Origin of the sequence: Neisseria canis (assembly GCF_900636765.1) — a bacterium.
GTDB lineage: Bacteria > Pseudomonadota > Gammaproteobacteria > Burkholderiales > Neisseriaceae > Neisseria > Neisseria canis.
In genome coordinates, this window is the sequence record NZ_LR134313.1 from 1,041,181 (window position 1) to 1,065,442 (window position 24,262).

18 protein-coding genes and 1 pseudogene are annotated in these 24,262 nt (G+C 47.2%); 13 read left to right on the plus strand and 6 right to left on the minus strand.

Features of this window, described 5'->3' with window-relative positions; translation table 11 throughout:
- Nucleotides 1–63 precede the first annotated feature (63 nt).
- Entirely contained in the window at nt 64–576 is a 513-nt protein-coding gene (locus EL143_RS12355) for a hypothetical protein (protein WP_169709822.1), read from the plus strand.
- 225 nt (nt 577–801) lie between these two features.
- Here EL143_RS12355 and EL143_RS04825 read toward each other — a convergent pair whose 3' ends face one another.
- The 3 genes from EL143_RS04825 to EL143_RS04835 all read right to left on the minus strand — a co-directional run bounded on the left by EL143_RS04825 (nt 802) and on the right by EL143_RS04835 (nt 6,323).
- Nucleotides 802–2,799 carry an ATP-binding protein gene (locus tag EL143_RS04825; RefSeq protein ID WP_085416679.1) on the minus strand — a complete coding sequence of 666 codons (1,998 nt, stop codon included), beginning with the start codon at nt 2,797–2,799 and terminating at the stop codon, nt 802–804.
- Nucleotides 2,800–2,860: 61 nt separating this feature from the next.
- Nucleotides 2,861–5,794 carry a DUF3418 domain-containing protein gene (locus EL143_RS04830; RefSeq protein ID WP_085416678.1) on the minus strand — a complete coding sequence of 978 codons (2,934 nt, stop codon included), beginning with the start codon at nt 5,792–5,794 and terminating at the stop codon, nt 2,861–2,863.
- A 79-nt stretch (nt 5,795–5,873) separates the two neighbouring features.
- A complete protein-coding gene (locus EL143_RS04835; protein ID WP_085416677.1) occupies nt 5,874–6,323 on the minus strand; it encodes an SRPBCC domain-containing protein in 450 nt (149 codons plus the stop codon).
- Nucleotides 6,324–6,545: 222 nt separating this feature from the next.
- On the opposite strand from EL143_RS04835, the gene EL143_RS04840 reads away from it, so the two are divergent.
- Both EL143_RS04840 and EL143_RS04845 read left to right on the plus strand, forming a co-directional pair.
- Nucleotides 6,546–7,838: an ATP-binding protein gene (locus tag EL143_RS04840; protein ID WP_085416676.1), complete on the plus strand. Its 1,293-nt coding sequence runs from the start codon at nt 6,546–6,548 to the stop codon at nt 7,836–7,838.
- 44 nt (nt 7,839–7,882) lie between these two features.
- A complete protein-coding gene (locus tag EL143_RS04845; RefSeq protein WP_085416675.1) occupies nt 7,883–9,532 on the plus strand; it encodes an AAA family ATPase in 1,650 nt (549 codons plus the stop codon).
- 59 nt (nt 9,533–9,591) lie between these two features.
- On the opposite strand, the gene hrpA is transcribed toward EL143_RS04845, so the two are convergent.
- On the minus strand, nt 9,592–10,989 hold the full coding sequence (gene hrpA / locus EL143_RS04850) for an ATP-dependent RNA helicase HrpA (RefSeq protein WP_085416674.1): 1,398 nt from the start codon (nt 10,987–10,989) through the stop codon (nt 9,592–9,594).
- 645 nt (nt 10,990–11,634) lie between these two features.
- Here hrpA and EL143_RS04855 point away from each other — a divergent pair.
- A pseudogene (locus EL143_RS04855) lies at nt 11,635–12,612 on the plus strand (IS30 family transposase).
- A 61-nt stretch (nt 12,613–12,673) separates the two neighbouring features.
- Here the strand turns inward: EL143_RS04855 and EL143_RS04860 are convergent.
- Nucleotides 12,674–13,144 (minus strand): low molecular weight protein-tyrosine-phosphatase, encoded by a 471-nt coding sequence (locus EL143_RS04860; RefSeq protein ID WP_085416673.1) that lies wholly within the window; start codon nt 13,142–13,144, stop codon nt 12,674–12,676.
- Nucleotides 13,145–13,169: 25 nt separating this feature from the next.
- The gene (locus EL143_RS04865; protein ID WP_085416672.1) at nt 13,170–14,267 is read right to left on the minus strand and encodes a conjugal transfer protein; all 1,098 of its coding nucleotides are present in this window, start codon (nt 14,265–14,267) and stop codon (nt 13,170–13,172) included.
- 361 nt (nt 14,268–14,628) lie between these two features.
- On the opposite strand from EL143_RS04865, the gene pilB reads away from it, so the two are divergent.
- The 9 genes from pilB (at nt 14,629) to EL143_RS04910 (ending at nt 24,250) form a co-directional block, all read left to right on the plus strand.
- Nucleotides 14,629–16,305 carry a type IV-A pilus assembly ATPase PilB gene (gene pilB / locus EL143_RS04870; protein ID WP_085416671.1) on the plus strand — a complete coding sequence of 559 codons (1,677 nt, stop codon included), beginning with the start codon at nt 14,629–14,631 and terminating at the stop codon, nt 16,303–16,305.
- 41 nt (nt 16,306–16,346) lie between these two features.
- The gene (locus EL143_RS04875; RefSeq protein ID WP_085416670.1) at nt 16,347–17,594 is read left to right on the plus strand and encodes a type II secretion system F family protein; all 1,248 of its coding nucleotides are present in this window, start codon (nt 16,347–16,349) and stop codon (nt 17,592–17,594) included.
- A complete protein-coding gene (locus EL143_RS04880) occupies nt 17,581–18,459 on the plus strand; it encodes a prepilin peptidase (RefSeq protein WP_126326629.1) in 879 nt (292 codons plus the stop codon). The genes EL143_RS04875 and EL143_RS04880 overlap by 14 nt, the downstream gene beginning before the upstream one ends.
- Entirely contained in the window at nt 18,456–19,061 is a 606-nt protein-coding gene (coaE, locus tag EL143_RS04885; RefSeq protein WP_085416669.1) for a dephospho-CoA kinase, read from the plus strand. The genes EL143_RS04880 and coaE overlap by 4 nt, the downstream gene beginning before the upstream one ends.
- Nucleotides 19,062–19,239: 178 nt before the next feature.
- Nucleotides 19,240–19,422 (plus strand): DNA gyrase inhibitor YacG, encoded by a 183-nt coding sequence (yacG, locus tag EL143_RS04890; RefSeq protein WP_085416668.1) that lies wholly within the window; start codon nt 19,240–19,242, stop codon nt 19,420–19,422.
- Between the two features lie 231 nt (nt 19,423–19,653).
- Nucleotides 19,654–20,229 (plus strand): hypothetical protein, encoded by a 576-nt coding sequence (locus tag EL143_RS04895; RefSeq protein WP_085416667.1) that lies wholly within the window; start codon nt 19,654–19,656, stop codon nt 20,227–20,229.
- Between the two features lie 175 nt (nt 20,230–20,404).
- Nucleotides 20,405–21,796 carry a chloride channel protein gene (locus EL143_RS04900; RefSeq protein ID WP_197719619.1) on the plus strand — a complete coding sequence of 464 codons (1,392 nt, stop codon included), beginning with the start codon at nt 20,405–20,407 and terminating at the stop codon, nt 21,794–21,796.
- Nucleotides 21,796–23,013, plus strand: coding sequence for a bifunctional glutamate N-acetyltransferase/amino-acid acetyltransferase ArgJ (gene argJ, locus EL143_RS04905; protein ID WP_085416665.1), 1,218 nt, complete (start codon nt 21,796–21,798; stop codon nt 23,011–23,013). The genes EL143_RS04900 and argJ overlap by 1 nt, the downstream gene beginning before the upstream one ends.
- A 691-nt stretch (nt 23,014–23,704) precedes the next feature.
- Complete coding sequence (locus EL143_RS04910; protein WP_085416695.1) at nt 23,705–24,250, plus strand: isochorismatase family protein; 546 nt, start codon at nt 23,705–23,707, stop codon at nt 24,248–24,250.
- The last annotated feature ends 12 nt before the right edge of the window (nt 24,251–24,262 follow it).

A 24,262-nucleotide genomic window follows, 5' to 3' on the forward strand; every position in this document is an offset into this window, starting at 1 on the left:
TAGACTAACTGCCGTATCACGGCTGGTGCCGGTTAGGCTGCGCAGGCTGAATATCATTCCAGCTTGCGCAATTTATTTGAAGATTACAACAGCTTATTAAAAGATCAAAAAGACCAAGCCCCGCTCCCCGACCACTATCCCAGTGAACTGGCCAGCCTCAGCTGCCTCATCGCTTCCGGCATAAAGGTCAAAAGCGTACCCGATGTTTTTAAATGGCAAAACACATTTATGTGGTTGCAGCGAAATAGCGAATCAGATCCACAAATTCAACACTATCAATCATTTTGCTCACCCAGCTATGCAATATTGCTCCCACCGATTACCAATTTATATACCGGCTATACCAACGAATCAGGAGAAAACAGCACAGTAAAAGTAGAGGCATTATTGTTCAGCTTGCCGGACATGCGTTTCATCACAAGTGTTTTCACTTCCGTTCCCAAACCCACAGAAAACAAAATGTTCACGGTCAAATATCTAAAAATCGAACCGCAAGCTCACAGGCATGTCGCAACCGGTGAAATTATGGAGTACACCTTTGACTTCGAACCCATTGTGTTGGAAGAGAATAAATAGCTTGTTACATCCAACTGTCAACGAGTGCCCATATAACAAAGGCCGTCTGAAAATCTTATGGTAAGAATTTTCAGACGGCCTTACTGTTTCTATACATCAATTATCATATTATCGACAGTAGTGGCTGGTAGGGTGTGTGGCGCAAGCCGCGCATGCGGTTGCTGGAAAAACAAACGACACGTGCGTGCCGATGGCACACACACTACACAGGCTACGCTGGCTGTATTATAGGGATTCTTGATGTAAATCTGTAATTAGGTCTTTTGCAGAAAAATTACCAAGATTTTCTCGTCGAGTTTTGAGATTTTCTAATAAATAACCATTTATTAAATCAAATTCATCTAATAATGAATACCAATTTTTTACGTAGCACTTAAATCTATCGTCATCCGTTACCAAACCGGGCTCTAATTTATTTTTTAAAGAATTAATGCGTCCACGAATTTCAGTATCTGAACTTGATATTTTTCTACCAATAAGAATTAACTCAAAATATAAATTTTCACTACTAAACTCAGGGTGATTTTGTAGTATCCTTTTATAGTCATCTAACTGTCTTAGATGAGTATAGTTTAAAGCAATTGAGGGGCGCTTAATTTCTATAATAATACATCTAAAAAATTTTTTTCCTGTTGGCGATACAAATGGAACCTTTCGTGCTAAAAATAAATCTACTTGCCTTTGAATTCCTTCCAGTTCTTCTGCATCAAGATTTTCACCATCTAAATCCTCTTGAGTTACTTTCCTAAAAATATCTGGTACCTTATTCCTCAAAGAATAAGCATTTTTTGTAAAATTATCTTCTTCTGCCCCAATAGTTTCATAGGCATTTCCAAACAACCAGGTATTATTTTCTATAATTCCTTGAAGGTCAGGAGTTTCCAAAACTTCTTTATAATGAAGATTCATAATTTCTCTTAATTTATGAACAACATTTTCTCTACGTTGCAAAATTTCTATTGTGCTAATAATATGCTCTAGTTTAGATTTGGAAATTTGTTGCGCTAGTTTTTTAGTGTTTTCTTGATCTAAGTTTAAAACATTTTCAATAATATCAATTAATCCATCATTTTCATTTGAAATGGATAATCTATCAAGTAATTGAATAATAATTTTTTGCTGCTTCTTATTTAAATTACTGAAAATTTTAGGATCTGCCAAATATAATTCACGTACTAACTGTTTAGTGTTTTCTTTACGCCATTCTTTTTGTTCAATACTCAAAATATCTTTATAGTCGGGAAAGATACCATTCTTTTCAAATTGGGCAATTTTTTCCTCAACAATAGATTTTAGAAAATCATTGTATATTTTCCTTGTAAATTCAGTACATTCACTCTCTACTTTTTTCCATGTCTCTGACAATGGAGTGTAAATAGGTTTTTCCGATAATAAATCATTATCGTGAGTCGAGAAGTTATCAGCCCATTTTGAAATAATATATATACTGATGTAAAAGTCAGGTTTTTTATTAAAACTACTCAACTTTTTATAAACAACTTTATCGTAACTATTCAAAAGGTAAATATATGACTTCTCTGATGTAGGCTTCTTATCCCATAAAAAAAGTTTAACCTCAAATTTATGTCCATCAATTAAGATTTGATGTGTAAATAATTCATGCGAAGGCGCTTTAATTACATCAGAGCCAAGCTTTAGGGTATGTGTATCATGTAGCGCAAGGAACCAACCAAACTCAATAGACAGTTTCTCTATTAATTGTTTATTGTCTATACTAATCTTCGGAAATATTTCATTTAATTCAACACATGTTCCAGTGTTTTTATTTTTTAAAGATAGATGTTGAGTAGTATCTTGTAATTCAATCCAAGGACATTGGATAAGGTCGATACTATTAATGCTAATTCTAGCTTGCTTACCAAATTTATTCTTTGTGTACCAATCAGCCTTGTTTGCAAGCTTATGAAAAGCCAAGCGTCCTCTACCACGAGACCCATGTTGTTCAACATTGTCTTTTTTGGAAGAATCATTAAATTTACCAAAATTATCCTGAATGTTATCTATATCGATGCCAGTCCCATCGTCAAGCACTGTTACTGCCTGTAAAGCATCCAGTTCACTTCTAGTTAAAATAATATCAACATTTTTAGCTTTGGCATCGAAACCGTTCCAAGCTAGTTCAATTATAGCTTGTTCAGGCTCTGTATTTTTGAAATGATTTTGTACTCCCGAATGAGTAATTTTCGTTTCTAACTTGTTCATGAGTGTTGTCCTAGTGATTTTTAAATCTATGAGATTCTACCTTTAAAAGAGTTGTCAGTGTTTATTTGACATTCTCCCACTCCTTCAATAACCTCTTCACCGACACCGGACTCGGCGTCTTCAACTCCTGCGCAAACAGCGACACACGCAATTCCTCAATCTGCCATTTAAACATCTTCAGGCCGTCTGAAACGGGTTGGTTTTGTTTCAAAAGTGATTGTACCTTGTCTTGCCACATCTGTTCCAACTCTTGAATATCGGCTTCGCGTGCGGCATCGCGGGCGGGGTTGGTGCCACATTTTTCCATGCGCAGGGTCATGGCTTTGAGGTAGACGGGTAGGCGCGGCCATTGGCTCCAGGGGGTGCGGCCGGCGAATCCGGCGGACAGCAGGGCTTGGTTGCGTTCGCGCAGCAGGTGGGTGAGCGGGTGTTTGCCGAGTTTGCCGTTGAGTTCGGCGTAGGCGGCGGCGGTGTCTTGCAGGTAGCGGCTCATGGCTTCTTTGACGGCGGGCAGGCGGCTGCGGGCGCGTTTGATTTGTTCTTTGAAGGCTTTTTCACTGCGGGGTAGTTCGTCGTCGCCGATAAAAGCGCGGTCGCAGATGGCGGCGGTGAGGTCGTCGCGCAGGGTGTCGGCGGGGATGTGTTTGAGCAGCATGGCGGCTTGGGTGAAGCCTTGTATGCCTTTGCCTAGGTCTTTCATGTGCTCTTTGAGCTGGAGCTGCATGAGGGCAATCACGCCTTGCCGGTGGGCTTGTTCGGCGGCTTCGGGGGTGTCGAACAGGCGCAGGGCGATGGTGTTGTTTTTTTCTTTTTGCAGGCCGAGGTAGCCGGTGAGCTGTTGTTTGCCGCGGGCGAATTTGATGTTTTCAGGTAGCGTGCCGATGTCCCAGTTGGTGAGGTTGTCGCGCTCGAATTCTTGGGTGTTGTCGCGGAAGGTTACGGCGGCGGCTTGGCCGAGTGCTTGCTGGAGTTTGGCTAAATCGCGGCCGGTGGCAAGCTCTTGGCCGCCGTCGTCGATGATGCGGAGGTTGAAATAGCAGTGCTCGGGCAGTTTGAACGCACTCCATTCGTCTTGGTCGATTTGCTCGAGCAGGCGCATGTCGCCGGCGGTTTTGGCGATAAAGCGGGCAAGCTGGGGGATGATCGGCTCTTGGCGGTTGGGGTTGCTTTCTAAAAATTGTGTGATGAAGTCGGGCACGGGCACGCAGATGCGGCGGATTTGTTTGGGCAGGGCTTTGATGATGAGTTGCAGTTTTTCGCGCAACATGCCGGGCACGAGCCATTCGAGCGCGGGGGCGTGGAGGCGATTGAGCACGGTGAGCGGCAGGGTAAGGGTTACGCCGTCGAGCGGATGATGCGGCTCGAAGCGGTAGCTGAGTTTGAATTTGCCGTCGGCGTTTTTCCAATGGTGGGGGAACTGGGCTTCGGTGATGTGTGCAGCGGCGTGCTGCATAAGGTCTTCGCGGGTAAGGAACAGCAGGCGCGGGTTGTCGCGCTCGGCGGTTTTAAGCCAGCTTTGAAAGGTGCGGATGTCGGCAAGGGGCAATGGTTTTTTCAGACGGCCTGCGTGCTTGGGGCTACCTGAAAGGCCGTCTGAAACGGGGGCGGTGTTGTCGGGCTGGGGACTTACGGTTTTGGTTTTGTCGGATTCGAGAATCCGACCTACGTTTTCTGCTTCTGCACTTTCAGACAGGCCTGTGTTGTCGGGCAGGGATGCCCGACCTACCTTTTCAGACGGCTCGTAAAACTGCGGTAAATGCCGGTTGTAAAACTCAAACAAGGCTTCTTCGTCCACCAGCACGTCTTGCTTGCGCGATTTGTGTTCCAACTCACTGATTTCTTTAATCAGTTTTTTGTTGTGGATAAAAAAGGCCGTCTGAAGATTGCATTCCTGCGCCACCAGCGCGCCACGGATAAAAATTTCGCGGGCTTCTTCGGGGGCGACTTTGCCGTAGGCAACGGGGCGGCGTGGCAGCACCGTGAGACCGTAGAGTGTAACACGCTCGCTGGCGACGACTTCGCCGCGTTTCTGCTCCCAATGAGGTTCAAAATAATGGTAGCGCACAAGGTGCGGAGCTTCCTGCTCGATCCATTCGGGCTGGATGGCAGCGACATCGCGGGCATAAAGGCGGGTGGTTTCGGTGAGTTCGGCCGCCATCACCCATTTGGGTTTGGATTTGAACAGGGCGGAAGCGGGGAACAAATGAAAGTGTGAACCGCGCGCACCGGTGTAGTCGTGGCCATCGGGCGATTTCATGCCGACGTTGGCAATCAGGCCAGTCAGCAGGGCGCGGTGGATTTGCTCGTAGCCCGCTTCTTTGGCGGAGCGGATTTGGGCACGATGCTGTTTTTTATCCAGTTGTTTTTGTTTGAGTTTGGCAGATAAATCTTGGTCGCCGGTGTTTTTCCGCAAGGGACTTCCTGCGGTCGAAGACGGCAATTGCGGTTGTGCAGGAGGCCGTCTGAAAGCCTGTTCCTTAGTGGTCAAACCCATTTCCACGGCAATGTCGGCGAGCTGGTGGTGCAGTTCGCGCCACTCGCGCATCCGCAGGTGGGAAAGGAAATATTGGCGGCACCATTGCACCAGTTGTTTGTTGGACAAACCTTTGTCGCGCTCGCGCTGGAAGCTGTCCCAAATATTGAGGTAGGCGAGAAAGTCGGACTGTTTGTCGGTAAAGCGTTCGTGCGCCTTTTGAGCGGCTTCGCGGGCTTCGAGCGGCCGTTCGCGCGGGTCTTGAATCGACAGGGCGGACACGATAACCAGTATTTCCGCCATACAATCGTGCTTTTGCGCCGCCAGCAGAATACGGGCGACTTTCGGGTCGATGGGCAGCCGCGCCATTTGCTCGCCGAGCTTGGTTAGGCGGTAGCGCGGTTTGCTTGGGGAATCTGATCTCAGGCCGTCTGAAAGGTTTTCAGACGGCCTAAGTTTGTCAGTACTGTTTTTCAGGCTACCTGAAAGATTTTCGGTCTTTTTGCTTTGTCTGTCGTTCATATTGGTTTCGTCGGCCGGGCGTTGATGCCCGAGGTTTTGTTAGTCGGTTTTCCGGCCTGAATGTTGTTTTTCAGACCATTCAGGCCGTCTGAAAAAAACTCTCCGCACGTTGTTTGAGTTCGCGGTTCATTTTTTCAAATGCAGGCAGCGTGTGTTTATCCAATGAGCCTGCCATCAAACGAACCAAAATACCACTGAAATCCTCGCCGTGAACCAATCGTGTTGTATGTTCAGACAGAGCCTCCAGTCGGAAAAAATGCTCACCGTCGAATAATCCGCGTAAGGGCAGGCTGCCCAGCCAACGCAATTCTTGCGGGGCTTGACACACCAGTAGACGGGGTTTGAAACGCATAGCACGACCGCCTGCAGGCTGTATGCACACGTTCAAGCAGCTTCCCTCTGCAAGGCTGCCTGAAATTCCGGTAATAAAACTGTTCCATTGGGGAAAAGCAGCGAAGTCGGTCAGGATAGACCACACCGTTTCTATGGGTGCATTGATAACGGCTTCGGTGCAGATGTTTTTTTTCATGGTATTTGCCTTGTTCAGCTGTTTAAGTTGGGTATGAATATCCAAGATTTTATTGTTGTTTTATCAGAGGGATTTTGCGGTGGCATTTTACCGTATCCCCAAGCGAGCTGGAAATAGCCACTCCTTATTTCATTTGGAAAAGAGTATTAATGAATCACTTTTTCATTTGAAAAAATGTATAATCTACCCAGAATAAACGGCAAACGATGTAGGAGCCATGCCATGCAACGCAAGATTATTCAATCCCTCGAAAAATGGAAAAACCAACCTAAACGCAAGCCCTTGATTATTCAAGGGGCAAGACAGGTTGGCAAAACGTGGGCGATGAAGCACTTCGGTGAGCAGCATTTCGCCCAAGTTGCCTACATCAATTTTGACCACAATCCGCGCATGAAGACGCTGTTTGCGGGCGATTACGATATCAACCGCCTGCTGCTTGGTTTGAAAATCGAAAGCGGCGTGGATATTCAGGCAGAGGATACTTTGTTGATTTTTGACGAAATTCAGGAAGTGCCGCAAGCCTTGTCCTCGCTCAAATATTTTTACGAAAACGCGCCGCAGTTTTATATCGTGGCGGCAGGTTCGCTCTTGGGCGTATCGCTGCATCATCAGGCGTCGTTTCCTGTGGGCAAGGTGGATTTTCTGCCGATGTATCCGATGGATTTTCAGGAATTTCTCACCGCGCTGGGCAAACAGGATTTGCGGCAACTGCTGGAAACGCAGGATTGGCCGCTGATTGCCGCCATGAAAACGGCCTATATCGAGCTCTTGCGCCAATATTATTTTGTCGGCGGCATGCCCGAAGCGGTGCAAACATTTATTGATACGCAAAATTTCGATGCGGTTCGCCAAGTACAGCGCAATTTGCTGTTGGCGTATGAGCAGGATTTTTCCAAGCACATCAAAGACGGGCAAACCGTACAAAAAGTGCGGTCGATTTGGTCGTCCGTTCCCGAGCAGCTTGCCAAAGAAAACAAAAAATTTATCTACTCGCAACTGCAAAAAGGCGCACGAAGCAAGGATTATGAAATTGCCCTGCAATGGCTCAAAGACAGCGGTTTGGTGCATTGCGTGCCGCGCATCAAAAAACCACATCTGCCGCTTTCGGCATATCAAGACAACGCTTTTAAGCTGTATGGATTGGACGTCGGCCTGCTCGCCGCACAAAGCCATTTGGATGCCGGCGTTTTGCTGGAAGGCAGCCGTATTTTCACCGAATTCAAAGGCGCATTAACCGAGCAATATGTCTTGCAACAACTGGTTGCCAGGCAGGAAAACCCTGTGTTCTATTGGGCTGCCGAACGCGGTACGGCGGAGGTGGATTTTGTGCTGCAATGCGGGCAGTCGGTCATTCCCATTGAAGTGAAAGCGGAAGAAAATTTGAAAGCCAAAAGTTTGAAAGTGTATGTGGAACAGTTTCAGCCCGAGCAGGCGGTGCGGTTTTCCATGGCGGATTATCGGGAACAGGATTGGCTGGTGAATGTGCCGTTGTATGGAGTAGGAATTTTTAATTAATCCATTTAGCTAAAAATTCTTTAATTACTTGCTAAGGAATACTTATGTTTGAAGAAAAATTAAATATTGCTAAAAAAACCGATTCATTACCAGAGCTTAAAAATGAAGAACTAACTATTAAATCAGGGGAAACAACCATTATCATTGGAGCGAATGGTTCAGGAAAAACGAAATTAGCAGTTTATTTAGAAGAACAACTAGGAGAAAAAGCACATCGAATTTCAGCACATAGGGCGCTAAATTTAGACCCAAGTGTAGATAAAATACCTGAAAACCGAGCTAAACTAAGCCTTATGTATGGTAATTCTAGTTGGGCTAAAACAGTTGATGATAGAAAATCAGCTCGCTGGAATAATAAATTATCAACGTCACTATTAAATGATTTTAACCAACTTCTCCAATATTTATTTGCTCAGCAAAATAACCTTGCTGTTGCAAACAACCAAAAAATTAATCAAGGTATAGCAATTACAGAAAGTGAGACGAAGCTAGATAAACTAAAAAAAGTTTGGGAACTATTATTGCCACATAAAAAGCTGCATTTAACAGCAGATGATATTCAGGTTTCTTCTATAAATACAGAAAACAGCCAATACTCAGCATCAGAAATGAGTGATGGTGAACGTGCTGTATTTTACATTTTAGGCCAGGTACTCTCTGCTAATGAAAATTCAATTTTAATTTTTGATGAACCTGAATTACATATCCATAAATCAATTATTTCAAATCTATGGGATAAAGTTGAAGAGCTGCGCCCTGATTGCGCTTTTATAATGATTACACACGATATTGAATTTGCCGCAACCAGAGCAGCCAAAAAATATGTTATTCATAGCTATTACCCTGACCCTGCTTGGAATATTGCAGCCGTGCCTGATAGCGAATTTGATGAACAAACTGTTACATTAATTTTAGGTAGCCGGAAACCTATTCTTTTTGTTGAAGGAGGAAATACTAGCTTAGACATTGAAATTTATCGGCATTGCTATCCAGAATGGACAATTATTCCAAAAGGCTCCTGCAAAGATGTTATTCAAGCAGTCTCTTCCTTAGACAAGTTAAATCAAGATATGCCACTATTAAATATAAGATGTGCTGGCATAGTTGATCGTGATACAAGAGAACAGTCTGAAATAGATTCTTTAAATTCATTGAATATTAAAGTATTGGCAGTTTCTGAAATTGAAAATATTTTTAGCTTAACTTCCACAGCAAAAGAAATATTAAAATTAGAAGGATTTCGTGATGTAGAATTAGAAGGGAAATTAGCTCAGTATAAAGAAAATCTATTAGATTTTATTAAAGAAAATTTAAGAGATGATAAGCTGGATAAATTTGTAATTAAACGGATTCAAAGACATATTGATAGGTACTTAAAAAATATTAATTTATCAGCAAGTTATAGTAGTGACCAAATGAAAAATTTGCTTATTTCAGAAGTGAGAAATTTAGCAAATAACCAAATAGAACAATGGATTTCTGAAATGAAAGATGAAATTGAAACTTGTTTTAATAATGGTGACATAGATAAACTATTGGAAATCTATGAGAGCAAAGGTGGGTTATTAAATAAAACAGCCTCAATATTAAAAAGTACGAGAAAAGATGAGTTTGAGAAATGGCTAATACGACAATTAAAAAATCAAGAGAGTGAGCTTTTACAGGTTATTAAACAAAATCTACCTAGTATTTAGCTAAATGCCTGTCTGAAAATTATTTTTCAGACAGGCATTTTTAGTTTACCTGCCCGTTTTCAGACGGCCTCCTCCACCGCCCCCAGTTCCAACAACACCTGAAAGCCATCATTAATATAACGCTGGTCAGGCGCTTCGAGAAACGGAAACGCCGCCACATCGCCCAGTTTCAACGCGGCCATGCGCAGGATCACTGCTGCCAGATTGCTGCGGATGATTTCGGGGTCGGTAAAGGCGGGGCGCTCGTTGAAATCTTCTTCGCTGTACAGGCGCACGGCTACGCCGGCGGATACGCGGCCGCAGCGGCCGGAGCGTTGGCGGGCAGCGGCTTGGGAGATTTTTTCCACATGAAGCTGCTCCACTTTGGCGCGCGCGGAATAGCGTTTGACCCGTGCCAAACCGGTGTCGATCACATATTTGATGCCCGGCACGGTAAGCGAGGTTTCGGCCACGTTGGTCGCCAGCACGATGCGCCGTTTGCTGCCGCTCGGGTGGAAAATTTTGTGCTGTTCGGCGTTCGACAAGCGGGCAAACAGCGGCAGGATTTCGTCGTCACGGCGCAGTGGCGATTTGCGCAAGGCTTCGGCGGCTTCGCGGATTTCGCGCTCGCCGGGCAGAAACACCAGAATGTCGCCGCCGCCCAGCCGCGCCAGTTCGTCAGCGGCATCGACAATCGCGTCGGTCAACTCGATTTCCGCTTCGTCTTCGTCTTGCGAATGCAGCGGGCGGTAGAGAATATCGACGGGGAAGGTGCGGCCGCTCACTTCCAGCACAGGCGCGTTGTTGAAATGTTTGGAAAAGCGCTCGGCATCAATGGTGGCCGAGGTGATGATGACTTTCAAATCGGGGCGGCGCGGCAGAAGCTGTTTCAGGTAGCCGAGCAGAAAATCGATGTTGAGGCTGCGTTCGTGCGCTTCGTCGATAATAATCGTGTCGTAGGCGGTGAGGAAGCGGTCGGTTTGCGTTTCGGCGAGCAGAATACCATCGGTCATCAGCTTCACATAGGCATCGCGCGAGGTGTTGTCGTTGAAACGCACTTTGTAGCCGACGGTTTGGCCGATGTTGCTGCCCAATTCTTCGGCAATCCGCTCCGCCACCGACCGCGCCGCCAACCGCCGCGGCTGCGTGTGCCCGATCAAACCCGCCGCACCGCGCCCAAGCTCCAAGCAGATTTTCGGGAGCTGGGTGGTTTTGCCCGAACCGGTTTCGCCGCAAATAATGGTGACTTGGTTGTTTTGAATGGCGGTTTTGATGTCATTCAAACGCTCGTGTACCGGCAGCGTGCCGTCATACTGCGGCTTGGGCAGCGCGGCTTGGCGTTTTAAAAATACGTCGTGCGATTTTTGGTATTTTTTCTGCACTGCTTCGATGCCGCCGAAGCGTTTGGGGTTTTTGAAGGCGTTTTGCAGGAAATGGCGGTCGCGGGAGAGCGTTTGGGTGAAGTCGGGCTGCTGCATGGTGTGTTTGTGTGTGAGGGAATTTAAAGGTTGTGATTATAACAAAATGCCTGCCTGAAAGTTTTCAGACAGGCATTGTTGATGGCGGCGCTTATTCTTTTGAAAGGGTAGTTGTATTGGTTGGAACGGAATACAGATTCCGTTAGGGGGGCTAAGGGTGCGTAGGCAACGATTTCGATATAACCTTATCAGCCACGTTTAATATGGTAAAGATAATCGCTTTAGTACCTACATCACGTCTGAGTTTGCTTCATATGCGCTTTACGCTGAAGCTAACATGCGTCTAAATTCTACATTACCGCAGAAAGGTGTTTGCTATATGCATGTGTTACCAAGCGTCGGTACAATTTCAGATACAGTTCGTTGATGCCCCTTGTTTTATAGTTAATCAACTTAAAAATAGTACGTTTGTTATACTCGGGTTTGCCCCGAGTATCTTGAGTTCCGGTAAGTTTAGGAGATACTTGAGTCAAGCCAGAATATGACGGTATCGTTATTATGTAATTGGATTAACTATAGATGGTTTGTCTTTCAAAGCCCTAGACGTTGAATGCCTGGCGGATTCGGATTTGAAGTGCAACTTTCCATAACAGAAAAAGGCCGGTATGCGGTAGCATACGGCCTTTCCTGCAAGAAAGATTGCCAATGAGCTACACACAACTGACCCAAGACGAACGATACCACATCCAATACCTATCCCGCCACCACACCGTCACCTAAATCGCCAAATGGCTTAACCGCCATAAAAGCACCATCAGCCGCGAAATCAAACGGCACTGCCCACAAGGGCAGCAATACAGTGCCGAAAAAGCCCAACAGCAAAGCCGGCTTACCAAGCAGCGCAAAAGAAAGCCCTATAAGCTCCATTCCCGGCTGATTCAACACATCGACACCCTCATCCGCCGCAAACTCAGCCCCGAGCAAGTGTGCGCCTATTTGCACAAACACCACCAAATCACACTCCACCACAGCACCATTTACCGCTATCTGCGTCAAGACAAAAGCAACGGCGGCACTTTGCGGCAGCATCTCGGAATAGCCGGCAAATCCTACCGTAAACGCTACGGCAGTACATGGAGCAGAGGCAAAGTACCCGACCGCGTCGGCATTGAAAACCGACCCGCCATCGTCGACCAAAAATCCCGCATCGGCGACTGGGAAGCCGACACCGTCGTAGGCAAAGATCAGAAAAGCGCATTACTGACCTTGGTCGAGCGGGTTACCCGCTACACCATCATCTGCAAGTTGAAGAACTTCAAAGCCAAAGACACTGCCAACGCCGTCATCAAGGTATTGAAGGCGCATAAAGCCAGAGTCCATACCATTACCATGGATAACGGCAAAGAATTCTACCGACACATCCGAATAGCCCAAGCATTGGAGGCGGAAACCTATTTTTGCCGCCCCTACCGTTCTTGGGAGAAAGGGCTGAATGAAAATACCAACGGACTCATCCGCCAATATTTCCCCAAACAAACCGATTTCCGCAACATCAGCCATCGGGAGATACGCAGGGTTCAGGATGAACTGAACCATAGGCCAAGAAAAACACTTGGCTATGAAACGCCAAGTGTTTTATTCTTAAACCGGTTCCAACCTCTACTGTCTGAGTGTTGCACTTGAAATTCGAATCTAAGTTTGTCTGAAAACATTTTTCAGACAGGCATTTTGTGTATGTGCGGCATTAATCTGTTGTTTGGAGCCGGTTGAGCAATACATCGGCGGCGGCATCAACCAAGCGGAAAGTTTCTTCGAAATCGCCGGTATAGTAAGGATCGGGCACATGTGTGTAGCCGGATTCGGGAATCAGGTCGGTAAGTTTAACAACCCGGTCGTCGCGTAAAGGGACGATTTGTTTCAAATTGGCAAGATTGCTGTCGTCCATCACGATAAACAGGTCGAATTTATCGGCATCGGAGGGGTGCACGCGCGAGCTGACAAAATCATCGTGGGCAATGCCTTTGGCTCGCAAAACAGCGGCTGTTCCGCGGTGCATGCCTTCGCCGTCGTGGTAGCCGGAAGTGCCTGCGCTGTCGGTTTTAATCCGGTCTGCCAACCCGGCTGCTTGAATTTTGTGGCGGAACACATATTCCGCCATCGGCGAGCGGCAGATGTTGCCGAGGCACACGAATAAGATGTTTCGGGTGTGTTTCATGCGTGTTCCTAAATGTTGGCCTGTTTTAGGCTTCTTGGGAAAACAAAGGGTTGTGCCCTGCCAGTTTCAGCGCCTGTTCGTAATCGGGCAGCTCGCCGTTTTCAGGCAAAACATCATGCAGCAGGCGGATATGTTCCACTTGGCATTCAACCATCAAATCTAAAAAGTCTTGCTGGATGGTTTCGATACGGTCCATCGGGGAGAGCGGCCACGAAAATACTTGCGGTTGCAGGCCGAAGCGGTGGTCGGTGGCGCTGAAGCCGAAAACCAGTTTCCCGCCTGCTTGTGCGGCTGCCACCACGCCGACGCGCGGGCTTTGCAGGCGGATGGCGCGGATGGCATTGGCAGCAAACACATCCAAAGCCATACGCAAGCGCATGTGGCTGCCTTCGGTAAGGGCGTGCAGCGGAGTGGCGGGCGACAGAGGGTTGGTAAAGAGCGTGAGTTTCGGTTTGGCTAAATTTTCCTGCCATACCTGCATCAGCGGTAGTGCGGCTTCGCGCAGGTTGGTGCCGGGAACCGGCAAAACGGCACGGCTGCCATAGCCTAAAGCAAAAACCACATGAACCGATTGGCCAGATGGGATGGCAACGGTTTCTTCAGGGAAAGAAGCGGCCAATTCGGCGGCGGCATCGAGATTCTGCTTGGCTGCAAACCATTGGCCTGCGTTGACGGCGGAAAGGCGGGAGGCTGAAACCAAGTTCGGCAGCCAAGTGGCATGAGTCAGCGCGCGGGTGTGCGGATAGTTGGCCAAACAGGCGGCAAGCTCGATAGTGGGCGCTTTGCCGGAAATTTCCAAATCTTGGTTGCAGCCCGCAACTAACACCACGGGCAAAGCAAACCATTGGATTTCATCATCGGTTTTGGCTTGCAACACATCGTCCAGATTGTTTAATAATGCACGGTAAGTAGCAGCATCCGGCACCATGCTCATGGCTACCGACAAACCCAGGTAATGGTTTTGCTGAAACATGCCGAAAATACCTGCGCGCAGTGATTCTTCCGCCAGCTTGGTTTGTGCGCCGCTGCTCGAATGGGCAATCTGGCCGGCATAAAGCAATAAATCGTTTTTAACCGGATCGGCCGGGTAAGGGCGGGGGTCGGGAAGGGTGTGTGGGTTCATGTGTTGGCCTTTAAGGTTGGTTTGCTATGTAATCAAGCGCAGTATGGAAAGCGGCGTTGATTATATAACAGAAAGCTCGGCGGGCTGGCGTTTGTGTTTTTCAGACAGGCATTCTGCCGTTCGGATGCCTGTCTGAAAGCATTGGGTCTGTGTTGTCGTAAAATAGTTGCAATTTTCTTCATAAAACAAACGCCGATTTTTCTTATATTGCATAATGCAGGGTAAAGTTAAGCAAGCCGGTATGATGCAATAACAAGTTATTCTATAATCTTACTATTTCATAATTTTAAAAACACTATTTGGGGACTCACTATTTTGACGGTTAGCTGCCGCAAAATAATGTTCAGATTGGTTGAAGAAAATGAGTGTAGGCTTACTTCGTATTCTGGTGCAAAGCCAGGTTATTTCTAATGAACAAGCAGCGGGATTTCAAGAAGCGCTGAAACACAACAAAGATATTGCGCCCATGCTGTTCGAGGCCAACATTATTACGCCGGAAGGTCTGGCGGGCTTGTTGGCGAAACTGTTCAATTATCCTTTACTGGATTTGTCTTATTATCCCAGAAACAACGTGCTGACCGATGTTTTGTCGGAAGAAGCAATGGTGCAAAACCGCTGCCTGCCGATTTTCAGGAGGGGCAATAAGGTATTTCTGGCGGTTGCCGATCCCACGCAAATTCAAACTTATCAAAAAATCGCATTTACAGCCGGCGTAACTTTCGACTTGGTTGTGGTGCGCAGCGACCAGCTGGATTCAATACTGGAATGGCAAAACCAGCGCTCCACTTCGATTCTGAAAGAAATGAGCCTGGAGCAGGATATAGCTGCTTCCTCTCAGGCTCTTTATATTGATAACGAAGAAGCCGAAGACGGCCCGATTCCGCGCTTTATCCATAAAACTCTGTCAGATGCACTCAGCGTCGGCGCATCCGATATTCACTTTGAATTTTACGAGCAAGTCGCGCGCGTACGTTTCCGTGTGGACGGCCAATTGAGGGAAGTGGTACAGCCGCCTTTGGCTGTACGCGGCCAACTGGCTTCGCGTATTAAGGTAATGGCGCGCTTGGATATTTCGGAAAAACGCGTTCCCCAAGACGGCCGTATCCAAATCGCTTTCTCCAAACACGGCCGCCCGATTGACTTCCGTGTAAATACACTGCCTACTTTGTTTGGTGAAAAAGTGGTAATGCGTATTCTGAACTCGGATGCCAGTACCCTTAATATCGACCAATTGGGTTTTGAGCCTTTCCAAAAAGAATTGTTGCTGGAAGCTATTCACCGTCCTTACGGCATGGTGCTGGTAACGGGGCCTACGGGTTCGGGTAAAACGGTTTCGCTTTATACCTGTTTGAATATTCTGAATACCGAAAATGTTAATATTTCCACTGCAGAAGATCCGGCAGAGATTAACTTACCCGGCATCAATCAGGTAAACGTTAATGAAAAGCAAGGCCTTACGTTCGCTTCTGCATTGAAAGCATTTTTGCGGCAGGATCCGGACATCATCATGGTGGGTGAGATTCGCGATTTGGAAACAGCGGATATTGCGATTAAAGCTTCTCAAACCGGCCATATGGTTTTTTCAACGCTGCACACCAATAACGCTCCGGCAACGCTTTCCCGTTTGCTTAATATGGGCGTGGCGCCGTTCAATATTGCTAGTTCTGTAAGCCTGATTATGGCTCAACGCCTATTGCGCCGTTTGTGCAGCTGCAAAGCACCAGTGGAACGCCCGCCTGTTGAAGCATTGAAACACGCCGGCTTTACGGACGAAGATTTAGCGAAGGATTGGACGCTTTACCGCCCCGTAGGTTGTGACCGCTGCCGCGGAAAAGGCTTTAAAGGCCGTGCCGGTGTTTATGAGGTTATGCCGATTACCGAGGAAATGCAGCGTGTGATTATGGAAGGCGGTAATGAGGTTGATATTCTAGCAATGGCCTATAAAGAAGGCATGGTTGATTTGCGCCGTGCCGGTTTGTTGAAAGTTATGCAAGGCATCACTTCTTTAGAAGAAGTGTTGGCGAGCACAAATGATTAATCAAAACTTTAAACAATCATAAATATTTAAAGGTAATAATAATGGCATCAAATCAAAATACGGGTGGTCTTTTCGGTATTGGTACAAAAGACAAAGGTAGACGTTTTACGTTTGAGGGCAAAAATACGCTGACCGACCAAATCGTTCGCGGCGAAGTGGTTGCCAAAGACGAGGAAGAAGCGCGTAAGAAGCTACAGCGGCGCAGCATTAAACCTTTGCGGATCAGTAAAGTAAAGAGCACCCGTAAGAAGAAAATCACACAAGCCGACATCACGGTGTTTACCCGTCAACTGGCAACTATGATGAAAGCAGGCCTGCCTGTAATGCAGGCATTTGAGATCGTTGCCCGAGGCCACTCAAATCCTTCGATGACGCAATTGCTGATGCAGGTTCGCGGCGATGTGGAACAAGGTAGCCCGATGTCGAAGGCTTTTGCTAAACATCCTAAATATTTCGACCGTTTTTACTGCAATTTGATCGCAGCCGGTGAAACAGGCGGTGTATTGGAAAGCCTGTTGGATAAGTTGGCATTGTATAAAGAAAAAACCCAGGCCATTAAAAAGAAAGTGAAAAGTGCCTTAACTTACCCGATTGCCATCGTGGTGGTTGCTATAGCCCTGGTAATGGTGATGATGATGTTTGTATTGCCAGAATTCGGTAAAGTATACGAGGGGATGGGCGCCGAATTGCCGGGTCTGACTCAAGTCATGATGACAATTTCCAGATTCTTTGTTGAGTGGGGTTGGTTGATTATTATCTTGATGATTGCTTCCGTGATTGCTGCTGTTAAAGCAGTGCAGAATTCACCCAGCTTGCAACGCCGTGTAGATGCTTGGCTGTTGCGCATGCCTATTTTCGGTAATATTGTAAGAAAAGCAACCATTGCGCGGTGGGCGCGGACGACATCCAGCTTGTTTGCCGCGGGCGTACCTTTGGTTGAAGCGCTGGATTCGGTGGCGGGTGCTTCGGGCAATATTTTATATGAAGAAGCAACACAGGATATCCGTGCGAAAGTAAATCAGGGTATGTCGTTAACTTCAAGTATGCAAAGCACCGAGCTTTTCCCGAATATGGTGTTGCAAATGGCTTCCATTGGTGAAGAAGCAGGTTCGTTGGAAGACATGTTGAACAAAGCGGCAGAATTTTATGAAGATGAAGTAGATAATGCTGTTGCACAATTGTCTTCATTAATGGAACCCATCATTATGGTGGTTTTAGGCTCCATTATCGGTGTGATCTTGGTTGCCATGTATCTGCCCTTGTTCAATCTGGGTAATGTTGTGGGCTAATATGGTGGCTGAAATTTACGCGCCGTTTGTTGTGCCGATAGCAGTAGTGTTCGGTTTGCTGGTGGGCAGTTTTCTGAATGTTGTGATTTACCGTCTTCCGGTTATGATGGAAAAACAGTGGACACTGTTTGCTAAAGAACATCTTAACATTGGGCTGACGGCAGACGAGCAAAAGCCTTTTACTTTGGCACATCCTCCTTCACGCTGCCCAAAATGCGGGGCAGGTGTGAAGGCTTGGCAGAATATTCCGATTCTGAGTTATTTGTTGTTGAAAGGGCGATGCGGCAGTTGCCACACACGGATCAGCTTGCGCTACCCTCTGGTGGAATTGCTTACGGGAATATTGTTCGGTGTCATGGCTTACCAATACGGCTGGACATGGCTCACTTTGGGCGGCTTGGTATTTACGGCAATATTGATTGCGCTGACTTTTATTGACGCCGACACGCAATACTTGCCTGATTCTTTAACGCTGCCTCTGATTTGGCTGGGTTTGATTTATAACTTACAGGGTGATTTCGTACCTTTGCAGCAGGCGGTTTTGGGCGCAGTGGTAGGTTATATCGGTCTCTGGTTGCTTAATTATCTATTTAAAAAAATCCGCGGTATCGATGGCATGGGCGGCGGTGATTTTAAACTGTTTGCAGCACTGGGAGCATGGTTGGGTATCAGTACATTACCGGCAATTATCTTTGTGGCGGCTTTGGTGGGTTTGGTTGCGGCTATTGTGATGCGTGTGGCCAATACCCAACAGCAGATTGCATTCGGTCCAAGTTTGGCGATTGCAGGTTGGTTGGCTTTTGTTGCCAACGAACCTTTACGGAAAGGCATTGCTTGGTGGCTTAATTCTTCGGGATTGATATGACTATTTGGATCGGGTTAACCGGAGGCATCGGCAGTGGCAAATCTCAGGCTGCTGCCGAATTTTTGCATTTGGATGTGCCGTTGATTGATGCAGATGCAATCAGTAGGCAGTTAACTGCGCCGAAGGGTAAGGCTTTGCCTATTATCCGCCAAGTATTCGGAGCAAGCTTGTTTGATGAACATGCCTGTCTGAAAAGAGGAGAGTTGAGAAATTTGGTGTTTTCTTCGGAAGCCGCCAAACACAAGCTTGAAGCTTTAATGCATCCGTTGATTGCAGATGAGATAAGCCGGCAGCAATCTGTTTATTCAGACAGGCCTTATGGTGTGATAGAGCTTCCTTTGTTAGCCGAGAAACCGGTATTCCGTGTTTTAGTTGACAGAGTTCTGCTTATTGATTGCAGCCGGGAAAACCGGTTGAAGCGTGTGATGCAGCGCAGCGGGTTAGAGGAAGAAGAAGTGCGGAAGATTATGGCCGCGCAAGCCAGCGATGAGCAGCGCCGTGCAATTGCCGATGATGTTTTAAACAATATTGGAACATTGGACGAATTAAAGGCAAAAGTAGGAAGGCTGCATCGTTTTTATCAATATCTGGCGCAGGCATAACGATACTGCTTGCTTAATAGCCACAGATAGTCAAGCAACTTGCTTGCTATGTTGTTCGCGCTTTGCCTACTACCCGTACTGTTATCGACTGATGGTTTCTCCTCTGTTTATTAAAATTCCATTATCATTACTTATTATAAATAATTAAATTTTCAGTTGAATTGGAAAAGGCAATATTATGACGGAAGTATTGATGGTGAAATGCCCGACGTGTGGCGCCGAAGTGGCATGGGTTGCTGATAACCGATACCGCCCTTTTTGCAGCGAGCGTTGCAAAATGATTGATTTGGGCGCTTGGGCTAACGAAGACTTTAAAGTAGAAGCATCGGAAGAAGAAGTGTTTACCGGTCAGTTAAATTAGGGGATGTATTGGCCGATAAGCTTACTTGCCGTGCATTTTGACCGGCCTGTATCAAACTGAGTTGCTGTGCCGGAGGTGCTTGGGCTTGCGAAGGGGTGTTGAACGAAAAATAATGCCCAATGCGGGAAGTGATTGCTGTGAAACGGATGCTTTTATGCTGTATGTATGAAGTATGGGTTTTGCCGCTCTATTTGTTCTAGAGATAAACGTTTTATTCGAGCATAAATTGTAATGAAGTATAACCAACGGAATTTTCCGAATAACCGGTTGAGCCGCGCCCGCTTTGCGGCTTACTGTTTCCCATCCATCATTATATTGTTTGCGATGATGTGGTTGATGCGGGATGTATTGGAGGCCGCTTCGCATGGGCGGCAGATTCAATCTGTTTTGTCGCTCAGCACCAAAAGAACCATCACGGTATTCATCTTGGTCGGGTGCGGATTGGTTTATTATCAGCATAAGTTATTAATGAAACGCTGTAACGATGCGGGCTTGGGATGGCAGGTTGACGAGATTCTGTTCAAACTCGCTTTTGTGCTTGCAGCCACCGGCTTTTTACTCAGGCCGTTGGGTCTGCTGGTGTTGAGTGTGGTGTTTGCCCAATTTTTATATGGAATTTATTTAAGGAGCAACTGGATTGCCAATTTGAACGGCCATCCGCGCCCTAACGATAATTTTACCTTGCTGTTTGCCACGGCTTCTTATCTGATCAGTATCGGTTTGGTTTTGGTTTCAACACGATGGCTGGAAACTTGGTTTAATTTGGTATACAACGGTTTAAGAGTGTTCTTTTGGCGCATTCTTTAGAAAAGCCTGCCAGCCGAACGGTTGGGTTTGGCTGGTGCTCAAATTGAAACTTTTATTGATAGTGTCGGTGCAAACACGGTATGCCTGTCTGAAAAAGAAACAGATATAAGCTGCCTGAATATCTGACCTATTTGTTTTATTTTATATGGAACATAACCCTTCTTTCTGGCGCCGCATGGATCGCGCGCTAACGCACAAACTTTCGCAAACCCGCCGCCTCTCGCGCAAAACGATTGCTTTTTCGTTTTTGTTGATGGGGGCGGCTTTGGTGTCTTTGGTGTCATTGGTGTTTGCTAAGATGGCGGATTGGGCATTGGAGGAAAATGCCCGATTGGTGCAGCAATACCCGTGGTTTGCCTGGGCGGCTTTACCGTTGGGTTTGATGTTGATTGCTTGGCTTACCCGCCGCTATGCGCCTTACACTTCTGGCAGCGGGATTCCCCAAGTGCTGGCTTCGCTTTCGTTGCCTTATGGGGCCCAAAAAACCCGTTTGGTGCAGTTCGGGCGTACGCTTTTGAAAATCCCGTTGACTTTTTTCGGCATGCTTATCGGGGCGTCTATCGGCCGTGAAGGGCCTTCGGTTCAGGTTGGTGCGGCGGTAATGGCCGAATGGGGGCGTTGGTGCAAAAAGCGCAATCTGGCATTTAAAGGCTTGCAGGAAAACGATTTGCTGGCGGCGGGAGCGGCGGGCGGTTTGGCGGCGGCATTTAATGCGCCGCTTGCAGGGGTAGTGTTTGCGATTGAGGAGTTGGGGCGGGGTGTGATGCTCCGTTGGGAAAGGCAGATTTTTATCGGCATTCTGGCTTCGGGTTTCGTGTTGGTGGCATTGGAGGGGAATAACCCTTATTTCCGCGGATTCAGAGGGTTTGAGTTGCCCAATATGATTGTTTGGGTGCTTGGCTGTGCATTGGCGTGCGGTGTGGCGGGCGGCTTGTTTGCCCGCTTGCTTTCAAAAGGCGTGGATGCGGTAACGCCGGTGCGGATTCGCGGCTGGGTCAGAAAGCATCCTGTGATGCTTGCAGGGGTGATGGGTTTGCTTTTGGCTGCGGTGGGCACGCTTTATCAAGGCGAAACATTCGGCACGGGTTATCATCAGGCTTCGGATGCTTTGCGCGGTGTGTATGAAGCGCCGGCCGGTGTTGCGGCGGCTAAATGGGTGGCTACGGTTTTATCTTATTGGGCGGGCATTCCGGGCGGTATTTTTACGCCATGCCTCACAATCGGTGCTATGATAGGGCAGCACATTTCTGATTTATCCGGCATACAGATTGGCACGAATGTGGTGGTATTGATCTGTATGACGGCATTTTTGGCAGCCGCTACGCAATCGCCGCTCACTGCCAGCGTGGTGGTGATGGAAATGACCGGCAGCCAAAACTTGTTATTCTGGTTGCTGATAGGCTCGATTTTCGCTTCGCAAGTATCGCGCCAGTTCAGCCCCAAGCCGTTTTACCATTTGGCGGGCGCGCGTTACCGCCACCGCATTCAGGAAGCGTATGCGGCAGAACGTGCAGCCAAGTTGGCGCAAGCGGATGCTAACGATGAAAAACAACAAGGAGAAAAATAATGGCAGTCAATTTATGCGAAAAAGAGCGCGATGAGTTATTGAGCATAGACGGCGTGGGTGTTTTTGTAGGCCAGGCAGGCATTAAGAAAGCAGAACACGATGATTTGACGCTGTTTGTATTGAGCGAGAAAAACACCGTCGGCGCCGTGTTTACGCAAAACCGCTTTTGCGCCGCGCCTGTGCATATTGCCAAACAGCACCTGTTTGATGAAGACGGCGTACGCGCGCTGGTGGTCAATACCGGCAATGCCAATGCGGGCACCGGTGCACAAGGGCGCGAGCGGGCGGAAGAAATCTGCGCGGCCGTTGCCAAAAAATTGGGCTGCAAGCCCACGCAGGTGCTGCCGTTCTCCACGGGTGTGATTCTGGAGCCGCTGCCTTCCGACAAAATCATTACCGCCTTATCACGCATGAGGCCGGCCGGTTGGGCCGATGCCGCGCGTGCCATTATGACCACGGATACCATCCCCAAATCGGCCAGCCGTTCGGAAAAAGTGGGGCAAAACCACACCGTATCGGCCACCGGTATTTCCAAAGGTGCGGGCATGATTTGCCCGAACATGGCAACCATGCTCGGTTTTATCGCGTGCGATGCCAAAATCGCGCAGCCGGTGCTGCAACTGATGACGCAGGAAATCGCCGACGCCACGTTTAACAGCATTACGGTTGATGGCGACACCAGCACCAACGACAGCTTTGTGATCATCGCCACCGGCCGGTGCGGGCAGAGTGAAATCGACAACATTGCCGATCCGCGTTATGACCAGCTCAAGGCTTTGCTGCAAGATTTGGCGCTTGAATTGGCGCAGGCCATTGTGCGCGATGGCGAGGGGGCAACCAAATTTATCACCGTGGCTGTGGAGAATGCAGAGAGCCGCGAGGAAGCGCGCAAAGTGGCTTATGCCGTGGCGCATTCTCCATTGGTGAAAACGGCTTTTTCCGCCAGCGATCCGAATTTGGGCAGGCTTTTGGCAGCCATCGGCTATTCCGGTGCGGATGTGGATACAGAAAATCTGCGGATGTGGCTGGGTGATGTTTTGGTGGCGGAAAAAGGAGGCAGAGCTGCAAGCTATACCGAAGAAGACGGGCAGCGTGTGATGAACGAGCCGGAAATAACCGTGCGCATCGACTTGCGCAAAGGTTTGGAAAAGGCGGTGGTATATACCTGTGATTTAACGAAAGAATATGTGGCGATTAATGCCGACTACCGTTCTTGAGTAGATCAGTTTATATTGCAAATCAACTTTATCGGTAATGCTCAAAGTGTCGGGGTTTGCTAAAGTGAAATAAATATCGGCATCTGTAAATCACTATTTTACGGATGCCTGTCTGAAAAGATGGAAAAATGTCTTTCGGTTATTTGATCATAACTTCCGAACCCTGTTCTGTTTTAACCAAAACAAGAGGGGAAACCTTTTCTTTGATTGAAGAAAGAGCCGGCCGAAATATTTATTTCCGATTTTGCGAAAGTGGCTCCATCACGGAGCGTATTGGTGAAAAGCAGGCCGTAATCACAGAAAACGGTATGGATTTTTTCCGGCGTGTTTACCAAGTTAATCAAGGCCGATTTTATTTGCGGACACGCTATAGTTAAGTTGATTAACTATAAAAGTTTGTCTTTATCCTGAAAGAAGCCATGAAAACGTTTGGGAAAATCCGGAAAACCGAATATCGGAGTATGGATGGGGCCGGCATTCGTCGAGCGCGGATACGGCCTAAGTATTATTATGCGCGCCGACTATACGACTTATAATGAATCATTCCCGATAAGGTTTTGCTGTACAATGGATACAGATTTTGAAAAAGCATCTGTATGCGGATGAAAACGGCAGGTTGAGGATAATGACGGAATGCCTGTCTGAAAAAGATTCAGACAGGCATTTTGATAAACACAAACGGAGTAAAGAAATGGCCAATCCCTTAAAAACCAATAATACCGAATGTATTGCGGTAGATATTCAAGAGCGTTTGATGCCTGCGCTGCATGCTTCGGAAGTGATGCTGCAATCCTGCACGGTTTTGTTGAAAGGTTTGAATAAGCTCAATGTTCCGATTCAGGTAACCGAGCAGTATCCCAAAGGTTTGGGTAAGACCCTGCCGGAAATTATCGAGCTTACCCAAAATGCTCCGGTTTATGAGAAAACCCGTTTTTCCGCTTATTTGCCGGAAATCGAGAAAAAGCTGGCCAACAGGCAAGTGCAGAATGTGATACTGATTGGGGCGGAAACCCATGTGTGCATGCTGCAAACCGTGTTGGACTTAACCCGTGCAGGCATTCAGGTTTATGTGCCGTTTGAATGCACTTCTTCACGCAAGCTGCAAAACAAAGACAATGCTTTGCAACAGATGAGGGATGCGGGTGCGGTTGTGAGCAATGTGGAAAGCGTATTGTTCCAATTGCTGCAAGATGCGAAACACGAGGCGTTTAAAGAAATCTCCGGTTTGATACGTTGACCACAATGCCTG